12 protein-coding genes are annotated in these 14,507 nt (G+C 70.0%); 9 read left to right on the top strand and 3 right to left on the bottom strand.

Annotated elements, in window-relative coordinates:
- On the top strand, window positions 1-2,073 hold a 2,073-nt coding region (locus tag ACE3QW_RS13695), incomplete at its 5' end, for an exonuclease domain-containing protein (RefSeq protein WP_374251878.1).
- Between the two features lie 4 nt (window positions 2,074-2,077).
- Here ACE3QW_RS13695 and ACE3QW_RS13690 read toward each other — a convergent pair.
- The gene (locus tag ACE3QW_RS13690; RefSeq protein WP_374251877.1) at window positions 2,078-2,806 is read right to left on the bottom strand and encodes an alpha/beta fold hydrolase; all 729 of its coding nucleotides are present in this window, start codon (window positions 2,804-2,806) and stop codon (window positions 2,078-2,080) included.
- A 118-nt stretch (window positions 2,807-2,924) separates the two neighbouring features.
- Here ACE3QW_RS13690 and ACE3QW_RS13685 point away from each other — a divergent pair, with 118 nt between their 5' ends.
- Window positions 2,925-3,428: a TIGR02444 family protein gene (locus ACE3QW_RS13685; RefSeq protein WP_374251876.1), complete on the top strand. Its 504-nt coding sequence runs from the start codon at window positions 2,925-2,927 to the stop codon at window positions 3,426-3,428.
- Window positions 3,429-3,480: 52 nt separating this feature from the next.
- Here ACE3QW_RS13685 and ACE3QW_RS13680 read toward each other — a convergent pair whose 3' ends face one another.
- Together ACE3QW_RS13680 and ACE3QW_RS13675 are read right to left on the bottom strand one after the other, a co-directional pair.
- Window positions 3,481-4,749, bottom strand: a complete 1,269-nt coding sequence (locus ACE3QW_RS13680) for an alpha-hydroxy acid oxidase (protein ID WP_374251875.1) — start codon at window positions 4,747-4,749, stop codon at window positions 3,481-3,483.
- A 78-nt stretch (window positions 4,750-4,827) separates the two neighbouring features.
- Entirely contained in the window at window positions 4,828-5,817 is a 990-nt protein-coding gene (locus ACE3QW_RS13675; RefSeq protein WP_374251874.1) for a LysR family transcriptional regulator, read from the bottom strand.
- 264 nt (window positions 5,818-6,081) lie between these two features.
- On the opposite strand from ACE3QW_RS13675, the gene ACE3QW_RS13670 reads away from it, so the two are divergent.
- The 7 genes from ACE3QW_RS13670 to ACE3QW_RS13640 all read left to right on the top strand — a co-directional run.
- A complete protein-coding gene (locus tag ACE3QW_RS13670) occupies window positions 6,082-6,702 on the top strand; it encodes a UbiX family flavin prenyltransferase (RefSeq protein ID WP_374251873.1) in 621 nt (206 codons plus the stop codon).
- A gap of 35 nt (window positions 6,703-6,737) precedes the next feature.
- A complete protein-coding gene (locus ACE3QW_RS13665) occupies window positions 6,738-8,171 on the top strand; it encodes a UbiD family decarboxylase (protein ID WP_374251872.1) in 1,434 nt (477 codons plus the stop codon).
- A gap of 99 nt (window positions 8,172-8,270) precedes the next feature.
- Entirely contained in the window at window positions 8,271-9,311 is a 1,041-nt protein-coding gene (locus ACE3QW_RS13660) for an ABC transporter substrate-binding protein (RefSeq protein ID WP_374251871.1), read from the top strand.
- A gap of 66 nt (window positions 9,312-9,377) precedes the next feature.
- The gene (locus ACE3QW_RS13655) at window positions 9,378-10,214 is read left to right on the top strand and encodes an ABC transporter ATP-binding protein (protein ID WP_374251870.1); all 837 of its coding nucleotides are present in this window, start codon (window positions 9,378-9,380) and stop codon (window positions 10,212-10,214) included.
- Entirely contained in the window at window positions 10,214-10,984 is a 771-nt protein-coding gene (locus ACE3QW_RS13650; protein ID WP_374251869.1) for an ABC transporter permease, read from the top strand. Before ACE3QW_RS13655 ends, ACE3QW_RS13650 begins: the two co-directional genes overlap by 1 nt.
- A 17-nt stretch (window positions 10,985-11,001) precedes the next feature.
- Entirely contained in the window at window positions 11,002-11,841 is an 840-nt protein-coding gene (locus ACE3QW_RS13645; RefSeq protein WP_374251868.1) for an AraC family transcriptional regulator, read from the top strand.
- A gap of 202 nt (window positions 11,842-12,043) precedes the next feature.
- On the top strand, window positions 12,044-14,507 hold a 2,464-nt coding region (locus tag ACE3QW_RS13640), incomplete at its 3' end, for a xanthine dehydrogenase family protein molybdopterin-binding subunit (RefSeq protein ID WP_374251867.1).

Below are 14,507 nucleotides of genomic sequence, written 5' to 3'. Positions count from 1 at the left end.
GCGCTGGATGGCGCCGCGCGCACCGCGCTTGTCGGCACCCTCGCCCCGGTGGCCGAGAGCCATGGCATGGTTCTGGTGCTGTGGTGGGTGCTGTTCTCCGCCGGGGCCGGTCTGCTGGCGCGGCGGTTCTATGTGGCCCATGCGGAAGCGCCCGGGCGCCTCGCCGATGCGGCGCGGGTGCTGGCGGGCGATCCTGCCGCGCCTCACGTTCCCGCCACCGGCCCGGCCGGCCTGAAGGCGCTGGCGGAGGTGGTGAACGACCTCGCCGGCCAGCGCCGCGCGCTTCAGGACGACATGGCCCGGCTCGTCGCCGAGGCCAGCCGCGACGTCGCCTTCCAGCGCGACCAGCTCGCCGCCCTGATGGCGGAGCTGGAGCAGTCGGTGGTGGTGCTGAACCTCGACGGCCGTATCCTCCTTTACAACGCCCGCGCCCGCACCCTCTTCCGCCGCCTGTTCCGCGCGCCGGGCAGCGCCGCGGGTGGAACTGGGGAAGGCGTCGGTGCCGATCCCATCGGCCTCGGCCGCTCCATCCACACCGTCATCGACCGCGCGCTGATGGACCATGCCCGCGAGACGGTGGAACGACTGATGGGGCGGGGCGAGGCGCGGCCCTCCGCCCGCTTCGTCACCACCACGCCGCTCGGCCATCTGGTGCGCGTTCTGCTCGCCCCCGTGCGCGCCGAGGCGGGCGGCGCGGTGACGGGGTTCGTGCTGCTGCTCGACGACATCACCGACGAATACGAGGCCCGCGCCCGGCAGGATCGCACCCTCATCGACCTCAACGAATCCGCCCGCGCCTCGCTCGCCGCCATGCAGGCGGCCCTCGACATGCTGGACTATCCCGACCTCGACGCGCCCGACCGCGAGCGCTTCCAGGCGGTGGTGCGCGACGAGGTGACGGGCCTCGGCACCCGCCTGTCGCTCGCCGCCGAGGCCACGAGCGACACCGGCGCCCGCTGGCCCCTGCAGGACATGCTGGGCGCCGACCTTGCCGCCGCCGCCGCCCGCCGCATCGCCGCCGACACCGGGCATGCCGTTGCGACCGATGCGGTGGATGCCGACATCTGGCTGAGCGTGGACAGCTTCGCCCTCATCGGTGCCCTCGCCTTCCTCGCCGCCCGCGTGGCGGAGGCCGAGGGCGGGGCCGATCCCGCCTTCGCGCTGCGCCTCGCCCCGGCCGGCGGGCGGGTCCATCTCGATCTCGCCTTCGCCGATGCCCATGCGGCGGCCGGCGGCGCCGGCTGGCCGGGCGCGCCCATGGGAGCCTCGCAACTGTGCGTCCGCGACGTGGTGGAGCGCCACGGCGGGGAACTCTGGCTGGAGCGCGCGCGCTCCGGCTCCGGCGCCTGCTTCCGCTTCCTGCTGCCGGCGGCTTCGGAAGGCCATGCCGAGGCGGCGGCCCCAGCGGAGAGCCGGCCGGCCTATTTCGACTTCGACCTCTTCGCCGCCAGCGCTGGCAGCCACGCCAGCGACGATCGCCTTCTGAGCGAGCTCGCCTATACGGTGTTCGACACCGAGACCACCGGCCTCGACCCGGCCGGCGGCGACGAGATCCTCCAGATCGGCGCCACCCGCATCGTCAACGGACGCATCCTCGCCAGCGAATGCTTCGACCAATTGGTGGACCCCGGCCGCTCCATCCCCGAGGCGGGCATCGCGGTGCACGGCATCCGCCCCGAGATGGTGCGGGGCAAGCCGTCCATCGCGCGGGTGCTGCCCGCCTTCCACGCCTTCGCGGCGGAGACGGTGCTGGTGGGGCACAACGTGGCCTTCGACATGCGCTTCCTGACCCTGAAGGAGCAGGCGAGCGGCGTCGCCTTCGACCAGCCGGTGCTGGACACCCTGCTCCTCGCCGGCCTCGCCCATCCCGGCGAGGAGAGCCACAGCATGGAAGCCATCGCCGGCCGCCTCGGCGTCACCGTCTCCGGCCGCCACACGGCTTTGGGCGATGCGCTGGTGACGGCGGACATCTTCCTGAAACTGCTGCCCCTGCTCCGCGCCCGCGGCATCCGCACATTGGGCGAGGCGCGGGCTGCGGCGGCGACGTCCTATTACGCGAAGCTGAAGTACTGAGGCCTCACCCCACCCCGTCCAGCAGCCCCGCCAGCGCCTCCGGCTCCAGCACCATGGCGTCGTGGCCGGTGGGCATCTCGATGAAGGTCCATCCCGCCTGCCGCGCATAGGCCCGCGCCGGCTCCATGGGCAGATAGAGCGGATCGGTGCAGGAGATGTAGGTTGAGGGCCGCCCGTTACCGACCGGGTTGGCCAGCGCGAGCGGGCTCTCGTAGGAGCCCACCGGATGGGGCGTGAGGCGGCGGCGCACCCAGTCCGCGCGGGGATGATCGGCGGGGACGCCGAAGGCCGTCACTTCAGGCACCGGCATGGCGATGCCGCCCGCCTCCGCCACCTTGCGACGCCGCTCCGCCACCACCTCCGCCGGCAGCACGCCGAAGGCGCTCTCGCCATTCTGCAAGATGGTGGCATCGAGATAGACGAGCGCGCGGATACGCTCCGGCATGGCGTCCGCCACGCCGCTGATCACCGCGCCGCCATGGCTGTGGCCCACGAGGATGATGTCGTCCAGCTCCTCCGCCTCGATCACGCCCGCCACGTCGGCGACGAAGGTGGCGAGGCTGATGTCGGGGCTCAGGAGATGGCGCCGCTCGCCGAGGCCGGTGAGGGTCGGCGCGAACACGCGATGGCCGCGCCCGCGCAGGAGGTCCGCCACCTCTCGCCAGCACCAGCCGCCGTGCCATGCGCCGTGGACGAGCACAAAGGTCTTCGGCGAAATCTCGTCTCCGGGCATGGGCGCGCCTCCGTTTCGACGGAGTGAAGCAGCCTTCTCCCGGCGCGGCAATGCGGATGAATTGCACCCGGAGCGCCCCTCCCTTAAGCCTTCGTCGGAGACGAGAAAGGGCGCGACGATGGCGGACGAGACCCCCACCCTGAAGGACTTCGCCCTCGCCCTCTATGGCCGCGAAGGCGTGCCGCCCGCCTGCCTCGCCCTGCAGGAAGCGACCGGGCTCGACGTCAACATCCTCCTCTTCGCCGCCTGGCGCGGGGCGGCGCTGCGGCAGGAGGTGGGTGCCGCCGACATCACCGCCGCGCGGGCACTCGTGGCGGACTGGCACAATGAGGTGGTGAAGGCCCTGCGCACCGTGCGTCGCCGCCTGAAGACCGGCCCCAGCCCCGCGCCGGACGACCGCACGACGAAGCTGCGCGCGCAGGTGCAGGCGATCGAGATCGCCGCCGAGATCATCGAGCTGGAAGAGCTGGGCACACTCCCCGCTGGCCCGCCTGCGCCACTTGAGACGGATGCGGCAGCCCGCGCCTGCACCGCCATGGCGCAGGTGGTGGTGGCCTTCGCCGGCCGGCAGCTCACGGATGAGGAAGAGGCCGCCGTGCGCGCCATCGCAGCCGCGATCTGAGCCTCAGCGCGCGCAGCCCTGACCGGGGTTCATGAGGCCGCAACCACCCTCGTCACGGCCGGAATGCGAAGGCGCCCGCGTGCCGCCGCTCCACGCCCTTCAGCGCGGCGAGATCCCGCACGCCGAGCTGGCCCATGGCCACCTGCACTTCCTCGGTGAGCAGTTCCGCCACATAGTCCGCGCCGCCATCGCCGATGCCGGCGAGGCCGATGAGGAAGGCGCGGCCGCAGAAGGTGCTGGCGGCCCCCAGCGCCAGCGCGCGGGCCACATCGAGGCCGGAGCGGATGCCGCTGTCGTAGAGGATGGTGGCGCGGCTGCCTACCACTGCGGCGATGGCCGGCAGAACGTCGATGGCGGCGGGCGCGGCGTCGAGCTGGCGGCCGCCATGGTTGGAGACGAGGATGCCGTCCACGCCGATGGAGATCGCCCTCTCCGCATCGGCGGGATGCAGGATGCCCTTCATCACCAGCGCGCGCGGCCAGGCATCGCGCAGGCGCTTCACCGCTTCCCAGGAAAAGGTGCCCTTGATCTCGCTCTGCACGAAGCCGGCGGTCTTGGGCAAGGTCGCGGGCGCTTCCACATAGGGCACCATGTTGGCGAATTGCGGCGTGCCGGCCTTCGCCAGCGCCAGCGCCCACGGCAGGGCCAAGGCCACGTCGCGCACGGTGCGGGCCGTGGTGCGGAAGGGCACGACGAGGCCGTTGTTGAGGTCCCGCGGGCGCTTGGAGCGCACCGGCGCGTCCAGCGTCGCCACGAGGGCGCGGGCGCCCGCCGCCTCGGCCCGGCGCACCAGATCGAGGGTGACGAGATGGTCCCGTCCCGGCAGGCCATAGAGCTGGAACCAGGTGCAGTCGCCGGCAAACGCCGCCACCTCCTCGATGGAGGCGCTGGCCAGCGTGCCCACCACATAGGGAATGCGCGCCTTCGCCGCCGCTGTGGCGAGGAGCTGCGTGGCGCCCGGCCACACCAGCCCGTCCACGCCCACCGGCGAGATGCCGATCGGCGCGCTGTAGCGGGTGCCGAAGAGATCGATGCTCGTATCCACCGGTCCCGGCGCACCATAGCGCGGCACCAGCTTCACGGCGTCCAGCGCCGTGCGGTTCTCGGCGATGCCCACATCGGCTCCGGTGCCGCCTTCGAGGAAATCCCAGGCGAAACGCGGGATGCGGCGGCGGGCGGCGCGCTCCAGATAGTCGAGCGTCGGCATCCGCTGCTTCAGCCGCGCAGCGGCGCTGGTGCCGGAGCCGGCGCCCCAGGCTGCGGCGGCGGGTGGAACGGAGGCGGGTTGAGAAGCGCGCCCGCTGATGGCGCGGTCCGTCATCGCACGGCTCCCATGGCGTTTCCTCGTCTTGTCTAGTTCCCGCTGTGGTAGAGCGCCGGCCGCCATCACCGCAAATAATTACGGATTATCGGGGAAATCAGCGCGACTGATCTTTCCCCGGCCCCGCCGCCGCGTGGGCGACACCGGCGCCGCGGCGCGCACAAAGGTGGCGGCGGAGCTGGCGGCATCCACCAGATCCTGCCGGATCACCTCCACCACCGCATGGGCCGCCGCCGAGATGGCCCGGCGCGGGTGGTGCACCATGGCGATGGAGCGCGTGAGGGGGGTGGCGAAGCGATGCCCGCGCACCCGTCCGGCCGCCAGCACCTGATGCAAAGCGATGGTGGGCAGCACGGTGGCAAGATCGGTGGTCGCCACCACCTCGCAGATGGCGGAGAGCGTGTCGATCTCGATGCGCGGCTTCAGCTCGATGCCCGCCTCCGCCGCCTGTGCTTCGAGGATGGCCCGCAGGCCGTGGCGCTTGGAGGGCAGCACCAGATCGAGCCCGCCGAGATCGGCGAAGCCGAGGTTGTCCGGCACCTTGAGGGGCGCATCCGTGCGCACGGCGAACACCATCTCCTCGTCGAGGATGTGCTGGGAGGCGAGCCCCCGTTTCTGCCGCGGCACGTTGATGATGGCGAGGTCGAGCTGGCCCGTCGTCACCCAGTCCATCATGGTCTCGGTGTAGCCCTCGCAGGCGGAGAATTCCACGTCGGGATAGCGCGCGGCGACGGTGGCGGAGGAGTTCGCCAGCGTGCTCTGCGCCACCGAGGTGATGAGCCCCACCACCACCCGGCCGGACACCCGCCCGTCGAGCCGCGCCATCTCCTGCATGGCGTGCTCCACGTCGCGCACGATGGGCGAGATGAGCCGTGCCAGCGCTTCCCCCGCCGGGGTGGTGGAAACGCCGTGGGCGCTGCGGTCGAACAGCTTCTTGCCGAATTCGGCTTCCAGCTTCGCGATCTGCATGCTCAGCGCCGGCTGCACGATGTTGAGCTGGCGGGCCGCGCGGGTCACGTTGCCGGTCTCCGCGAGGCACAGGAAATACTGCATCTGCCTGAGGTCCATCGCGACTGTCCTTCGCGGCCCTGCTTGAAATCAGCATGAATGATAACGTCGATAACCATTCATTATTTGCAGTGATTACTACCTTTGTCTATGACCTGATAACCGGCTCACGGAGCCGTCGCCCAGAAGGCCGGAACGGCCCGTGGCGGGGAGGGATCGTCGGCAAGGACGGGCGCATGGCGCCCGAACGATGTGCCTTGCCTTTTCCGCATCTCCCGTCCGGCCTCAGCCACACACGCGGCGGCAGCGCGCGGAGGAGATGCCATGCAGGATCACAAGCGTCTCGTCGTCGGCATCTCCGGCGCGTCCGGCGTGATCTACGGCGTGCGGATGCTGGAGCTGCTGCGCGCGGCCGGCATCGAGACCCATCTCGTCATGTCGCGCACCGCCGAGATCACGCTGGCCCACGAAACCGACCGCAAGGTGGCGGACGTGAAGGCCCTCGCCAGCGTCTGCCATTCCAACGACGACATGGGCGCCGCTATCTCCTCCGGCTCGTTCCGCACGCTGGGCATGGTGGTGGCGCCCTGCTCCATGCGCTCCATGTCCGAGATCGCGTCCGGGGTCACCGCCAGCCTGCTCAGCCGCGCGGCCGACGTGGTGCTGAAGGAGCGCCGCCGGCTGGTGCTGATGGCGCGCGAGACGCCGCTGCACACCGGTCACCTGCGCACCATGACGCAAGTTTCGGAGATGGGCGCCATCATCTCCCCGCCCATGCCGGCCTTTTATTCCCGCCCCGCCAGCCTCGAAGAGATGATCGACCACACGGTGGGCCGCGTGCTCGACCTGTTCGACATCGAGGTGGGCGCCGTGCGCCGCTGGGGCGAGGAGAGCGGCCCGCGCCGCCGCAAGACGCCCCTGCGCCAGATCGCGCCCGCCAGCTGAACCCCCTGACGTCCCGACCAGCGGAACCTGAGACCATGTTGGAACCCCGCCCCCGTCCCGCCACGCAGACGCCCCCCGATCTGCGGTCCTGGCTCGCCGACCTCGCCGCGCGCGGCCGGCTGGCGGTCGCGCGGGAGAATTTGCCGCTGGCCGACAACCTCGCCGCCGTGGCCAAGCGCACCGAGCGCGACAAGGCCGTGCTGTTCCCCCATCCCGTGGGCGCGGACGGCAAGACGCACGACATGCCTGTCGTGGTGAACCTCTTCACCCAGCGCGCATGGGTGGCGGATGCCCTCGGTGTCGGCGAGGACCAACTGCTGCCCCACTTCCTCGCCGCCGCCGCGAAGCCGACGCCGTGCGTGGAAGTCACCTCCGCCCCGGTGCAGGAGGTGGTGCACAACGAGGTCAACCTCCTCGCGCAACTCCCCATCCCCTCCCACAACGAGCTGGACAGCGGCCCCTACATCACCGCCGGGCTGCTCATCGCGCGCAATCCCGTCACCGGGGTGCAGAACGTCTCCATCCACCGCTGCCAGATCAGCGGGCCGAACCGCATCGGCGTGCTGCTGCTGCCGCGCCACACACTGGCCTACTACCGCATGGCGGAAGAGGCGGGCGCGGCGCTGGAGATCGCCATCGTCATCGGCGCACACCCGGCGCTGCTCCTCGCCTCGCAGGCCATCTGCGCGCTGGACGAAGACGAGATGGAGATCGCCGGTTCGCTGCTCGGCCGGCCGGTCGAGGTGGTGAAGTGCAGGACCAATGCGGTGCGCGTGCCGGCAGCCGCCGAGATCGTGGTGGAAGGGCGCATCCTGCCCAAGGTGCGCGAGCCGGAAGGCCCGTTCGGCGAGTTCCCGCAATATTACGGCCCGCGCGCCGCCCGCGAGGTGATCGAGGTGGATGCTGTGACCCATCGCCGCCACCCCATCTACCACACCATCGTCGGCGGCTCGTTCGAGCATCTGGTGCTGGGCGGCGTGCCGCGCGAGGCGACGCTGCTGCAGCACCTCAAGCGGTCCTTCCCGAACGTGCTGGACGTGCGCCTCACCCGCGGCGGCACCTGCCGCTATCACCTCGTCGTCAAGATCGACAAGGAGCGCGAGGGCGAGGCCAAGAACATCATCCTGTGCGCCTTCGGCGGCCATTACGACGTGAAGCAGGTCGTGGTGGTGGACAAGGACGTGGACATCTCCAGCGCCGACGAGATCGAGTGGGCGGTGGCGACCCGCTTCCAGGCCGACCGCGACATGGTGGTGGTGGCGGGCGCGCTTGGCTCCAAGCTCGACCCCTCCACCGAGGAAGGTGGCATCGGCGCCAAGCTCGGCCTCGACGCCACCGCTCCGCTCTCCGACGATCCCCTCGCCTTCCGCCGCATCCGCGTGAAGGGCGAGGAGAGCGTGGACCTTGCCGACGCGCTGGTGAAGGACCCCAACGCCGCTTTCGCCCGCATCGTCGCTCAGGTCTCCTGAACGGGCTGACCTGATCCAAAGCCGGCGCGGCCGAGCCGCGACCGCGCACAACAGAAGCCGGGCGCTCCGCGCACCGGCCACCCGACCGGGAGGATTTCCATGTTCAGGACGACAACCCGCCGCCTCTTCTGCGCCGGAGCCTTTGCCGTCGCCTTCGCCGCCGCCGGCAGCGCGCAGGCCGCCGACAAGGTGAAGGTCGGCATCAACAATGTGGTGTCGGACGTGGTGTTCCACCTCGGGCTCGAGCGCGGCATCTTCGCCGCCGAGGGGCTGGACGTGGAGCTGATCGCCTTCGATTCCGGGCCGAAGATGGTCGCCCCGCTGGGCGCGGGCCAGATCGACGTGGGCGCGGGCGCCTCCTCCGCCGGGCTCTACAATGCCGCCGCCCGCGGCATCAACATCAAGGTCGTCGCCGACAAGGGCTCCACCCCGGTCCATTACGACTACATGCCGCTCATGGTCCGCAAGGAGCTGGTGGACAGCGGCAAGGTGAAGACCATCGCCGACCTCAAGGGCATGCGCGTCGGCTCCGTGGGACCGGGTGCGGCCACCAACGCCAAGATGGCGCATCTCCTCGCCAAGGCCGGCCTCGGCTACAAGGACGTGAACCACACTTACATCGGCTACCCCCAGCAGATCGCCGCCTTCACCACCGGCGCCATCGACGCCGCCATCAGCACCGAGCCGTCCGTGACCCAGGCGGTGAACAACGGCGTCGCGGTGCGCTTCGTGGTGGACGGCTATCCCAACCAGCAGGTGGCCGTGCTGCTCTATGGCGGCGACTTCATCGCCAAGCGCCGCGACGTGGCCCAGCGCTTCATGAACGCCTATGTGAAATCGGCCCGCATCTTCAACGACGCCACCGCGGGCGGAAAGTTCGACGGCCAGGGCGCGGACGAGGTCATCAAGACCATCATGCGCACCACCGGCCTGAAGGACGCCGAGCTGTTCAAGACCATGATCCCGAACGGCATCGATCCCGACGGCAGGGTCGATATGGCGAGCATGGCGGAAGACCTCAAGTTCTTCACCGAAAACGGCTATCTGGAGCGCCCGGCCAAGGTTTCGGACGTGGTGGACACCTCGTTCGCGGACGCCACCCTGAAGGCGCTCGGCCCCTACAAGGCCGCCCAGAACTGACGCGCGACCAGCGCGCGCGGGGCGCCCCCGCAGCGCTCGCCCCATCGGCATCCGGAGGACAGATTGATGGCCGTCGTGAGCATGTTGAACGTGAAGCCGAGCCCGGCGGCATCCGCGCCGCCGGTGCAGATTTCCATGCGCGGCGTGCGCAAGTATTTCGGCTCGTCCGGCTTCGTGGCTGTGGACGGCATCGACCTCGACATCCCGCAGGGCCAGTTCTTCGTCATCGTCGGCCCCTCCGGCTGCGGCAAGACCACCCTTCTGCGCATGCTCGCGGGGCTGGAAAGCATCAGCGAAGGCACCATGAAGCTGAACCGGACGGACCCGAGCCGGCCGGAGAATTCCATGATCTTCCAGGGCGACAGCCTGTTCCCCTGGATGACCGTCTACGACAATGCCGCCTATGGCCTGCGCATGCGCAGGGTCGCCGAGAAGGACGTGGCGGAGAGTGTGAAGCTCTGGCTGGAGCGCATCGGCCTCTACCGCTTTCGCGACCGCTATCCCAACCAGCTCTCCGGCGGCATGCGCCAGCGCGTCTCCATCGTGCGCGCCTTCGCCAACGATCCGGAAATCCTGCTCATGGACGAGCCGTTCTCGGCCCTCGACGAGCAGAACAAGATGCTGCTGCATGAAGAATTGCTGCGCATCTGGGAAGCCACCAAGAAGACCGTGGTGTTCATCACCCATTCAGTGGACGAGGCGGTGACGCTGGGCGACCGCATCATGATCATGACCGCCAATCCGGGGCGCGAGAAGGCCATCCTCGACGTGCCCTTCGCCCGCCCCCGCAACGTGCTGGAGCTGCGCCACGATCCCGCCTACGGCGACCTGGTGTTCCACATCTGGGAGCAGCTGCGCGACGAGGTGCAGCGCGCCCGCATGACTGCCGAGGGAGGCAAGTGATGGCAAGGAAGTCCGGCCTCATCGGCGAGCGCTTCATCGGGCTGCTCACGCCCCTCGCGCTGCTCGGCCTGTGGGAGGCGGCGGCGCGCATGGGGCTCATCGATGCCCGTTTCTTCCCGCCGCCGTCCAGCATCGTTCACACCTTCGGCGCGCTCGTCGCCTCGGGCGAATTGTGGACCAACCTCGTGGCGAGCCTGCGCCGCCTCTTCCTCGGCATGCTGCTCGGCGGCGTGCCGGCGCTGTTCCTCGGCCTCGCCATGGGCATCTCGAAGCCGCTGCGCGCGGCCATCGACCCGCTGATCTCCGCCACCTACCCGATCCCGAAGAGCGCCATCCTGCCCCTCGTGCTGCTCATCTTCGGCCTCGGCGAGATGTCCAAGGTGGTGATGGTGGCGCTGGGCGCCTTCTATCCCATCCTCATCAATACGGTGATGGGCGTCGCCAACATCGACAAGATCTATCTGGACGTGGGCCACAACTACCGCGCGAGCCGCTGGCAGGTGTTCCGCACCATCGCGCTGCCGGGGGCGCTGCCCTCCATCATGGCCGGGGTGAAGCTCGCCATGGGCATGGGCCTCATCCTCATCGCCATCTCGGAGATGGTCGCCGCCTCCGACGGCATCGGCTACATGATCTGGAACGCCTGGCAGGTGCTGACGGTTGACACCATGTATGTGGGGCTGTTGGTTATTGCGCTGCTCGGCTTCGTCTTCTCCGTCATCCTCGACGAGATCGAGCGGATGCTGATCCCCTGGAAGGCGAAAGCTTAAGCTTAGAAAGAGGCCGGATGTCGAACGCGCTCCGGATCGCGCACGGGGCCTTCGGGCGGGTCGCCCTTCTGGACATGGACCGCCCGCTGGTGCGCCATGCGCATCCGCACTGCCACGTCCTCCTCAAGGTCGAGGGCGCGGACACGCAATTCGCGGTCGGCGAGGGGCTCGTTCCCCTCACCGACCGTTCGTGCGTTCTGGTGAACGGCTGGGAGCCCCATGCCTATGTGCATGACCCCAACCGGCCGAAGACCATCATCCTCGCCCTCTACATCGAGCCGGAGTGGCTGAAGACCTTCCGCCCCGGCTGGGTCGCCTCGGGGGGCGCCGGCTTCTTCGCGCAGCCGGGCGGGGAGGTCTCGCCGCGCATCCGCCGCCTCACCCACGACCTTGCCGCCGCCATGATGGCCGAACCCGATGCCAAGGCGGTGCACGAGGCGCTGCTGGCGGACCTGATGATCGCCGTGGTGGAGCGCTTCACCCCCTGGCGCAGCTTCTCCATCCGCGCATTGGACGGCCAGCGCCGCATGGACTGGCGCATCCGCCGCGTCGTGGACGGCATGCGCGCCAACCTCGCCGAGGAGGTGGATACGTCGACCCTCGCGAAGGAGGCGGGGCTCTCCCGCGCCCACTTCTTCCGCCTGTTCGAGGCCTCCACCAACGTCCCGCCGCGCATCTATCTCAACGTCATGCGGGTGGAGGCGGCGGTGGCCGCCGTGACCGCCGAGGATGGCAGCTTCACCCATATCGGCGAGCGCCTCGGCTTTGCCGCGCCCTCCCATTTCACCCGCTTCTTCCGCGATCATACCGGCGTGACGCCGAGCGAATTCCGCGCCATCTCCCGCATCGCAATGTGAGGCCGGGGCATCGCGGAAAGCCCGCGCCGACGCTCGATTTCGCAGCGCGACGCCCGGCTAGTCTCCCGCCGCAGCGCACAACGGCAAATGAGACTCCTCGGTAAAAGCTGAGACGGCTCGGCATGGTCCGCGCCGCCCTGTCCCTGCACCTTCCCGCCAACCAAAGCCGCCGCACCTGCGGGGCAAAAAGGGAAGCGCCGGGATGCTGGAGACGCCGCACGACAGAGCGGGGGGATGGGTCGGCCGCGCCATCGAGCGCGTGGAGGATGCCGCCCTTCTCACCGGCGGCGGCCGCTATCTGGATGATCTGGGCACAAAGCCCGGCACGCTCCACATGGCGATCCTGCGGGCGCCCCACGCCCATGCCGACATCGTTTCCATCGACACTTCCCCCGCGAAGGCGCTGCCCGGCGTCACCGCCGTGCTCACAGGCACGGACGTGGCACAGCTCACCACCTCCCTCGTGGTGGGGGTGAAGGCGCCGGTGGAATGCTGGCCCATGGCGGTGGACCGGGTGCGCTTCGTCGGCGAGCCGGTGGCCCTCGTGGTCGCGCAGGACCGCTATGTGGCCGAGGACGCCCTCGACCTCATCGAGGTCGCCTACGAGATGCGCCCGGCCGTGGTGGACCCGCTCGCCGCCATGGACCAGGGCGCGCCGCTGCTGCACGACGGCTTCCCCCGCAACATCGCCTCCGACCGCAGCTTCCGCTATGGCGACCCGGAGACGGCCTTTGCGCAGGCAGACCACCGCATCGCCATCTCGGTGCGCTTCCCCCGCAATTCCTGCACACCCATCGAGACTTATGGCCTCGTCGCCGAATACGACCCGCACGAGGACGCCTATGATGTCCTCGCCAATTTCCAGGGCCCCTTCTCCATCCATGCGGTGATCTCGCGGGCGCTGAAGGTGCCGGGCAATCGCCTGCGCCTGCGCACGCCGCGCGACAGCGGCGGTTCGTTCGGCGTCAAGCAGGGCATCTTCCCCTACATCGTGCTGGGCGCAGTGGCGGCGCGGGTATCCGGGCGGCCGGTGAAGTGGATCGAGGACCGCCTCGAGCACCTCATGGCCTCGGTCTCGGCCACCAACCGCGCCACCACGCTGACCGCCGCCGTGACGGCGGACGGGCGCATCACCGCCCTCGACTGGGATCAGGTGGAGGATTGCGGCGCCCATCTGCGCGCACCCGAGCCGGCGACGCTCTACCGGATGCACGGCAACCTCACCGGCGCTTACGACATCCGCAATCTCACGGTCCGCAACCGCGTGGTGGTGACCAACAAGTGCCCCACCGGCCTGAACCGGGGCTTCGGCGGCCCGCAGGTCTATCTCGCCCTCGAACGGCTGGTGCAGCGCATCGCGGTGGAGCTGGGGCTCGATCCTCTGGAGGTGATCCGCCGCAACCTCGTGCCGGCGGACGCCTTCCCCTATCGCACCGCCTCCGGCGCGCTGCTGGATTCCGGCGACTACCAGAAGACGCTGGAGGCGAGCCTTGCGGCCGGCGACCTCCAAGGGCTTCTGGCGCGGCGCGACGAGGCGCGCGCCGCGGGGCGCATCTACGGCATCGGCTATGCCGCCGTGGTGGAGCCCTCGGTCTCCAACATGGGCTATATCGCCACCGTCCTGACCCCGGCCGAGCGCCAGAAGGCGGGGCCGAAGAACGGCGCGCAGGCCACCGCCACCATCGCCATTGATCCCGTGGGCTCGGTCACGGTCCACGTCGCCTCCGTGCCGCAGGGCCAGGGCCACCGCACCGTGCTCTCGCAGGTGGTGGCGGACGTGCTGGGGCTGAAGCCTTCCGACATCCGCGTGAATGCGGAAATGGACACGGCCAAGGACGCCTGGTCCATCGCCTCCGGCAATTATGCCAGCCGCTTCGCCGCCGCCGTGGCGGGGGCTGCGAAACTGGCGGCGGACCGCATCGCTGAACGCCTCGGCCGCGTCGCCGCCGCGCAATTGAACGTGCCGGCGGAGGACGTGATGTTCGCCGGCGGCAAGATCGCCGCGCGTTCCAATCCGGCCAATGCGGTGCCCTTCTCCCGCGTCGCCGCGCTCTCCCACTGGTCGCCGGCGCAACTGCCGGACGGGGTGGCGCCCACCATCCGCGAAACGGTGTTCTGGACGCCGCCGGAACTCACCGCGGCGGACGCGGGCGACCACATCAATTCCTCCCTCTGCCACGGCTTCATCTTCGATTATTGCGGCATCGAGATCGACCGCGACACGGGCGCCATCCGCATCGATCGCTACGTGACCGCGCACGACTGCGGCACCATCCTCCACCCCGGCATGGTGGACGGGCAGATCCGCGGCGGCTTCGCCCATGCCCTCGGCGCCGCGCTGCTGGAAGAATACGCCTACGGGGACGACGGCAGCTTCCTGACCGGCACCTTCGCCGATTACCTCGTGCCCACCGCCATGGAGGTGCCCGAGCCGGTCATCGTCCATACGCAGACCCCCTCCCCCTTCACGCCGCTGGGCGCCAAGGGCGTGGGCGAAGGCAATTGCATGTCCACCCCCGCCTGCCTCGCCAACGCGGTGGCGGATGCGCTGGGCATCACGGATGTGCGCCTGCCGCTGGCGCCCTCCGCCATCGCGGCGCTGATCCACGGCGCGGAGCCGCCGGCTCCGGCGGGCGCCCGTGCTGCGCCCGCGCCAGCACCCTCCG

Source organism: Xanthobacter sp. (assembly GCF_041911315.1).
In the GTDB taxonomy this organism is placed as follows: Bacteria; Pseudomonadota; Alphaproteobacteria; order Rhizobiales; family Xanthobacteraceae; genus Xanthobacter; species Xanthobacter aminoxidans.
This window is presented reverse-complemented; position numbering and strand designations above follow the sequence as displayed.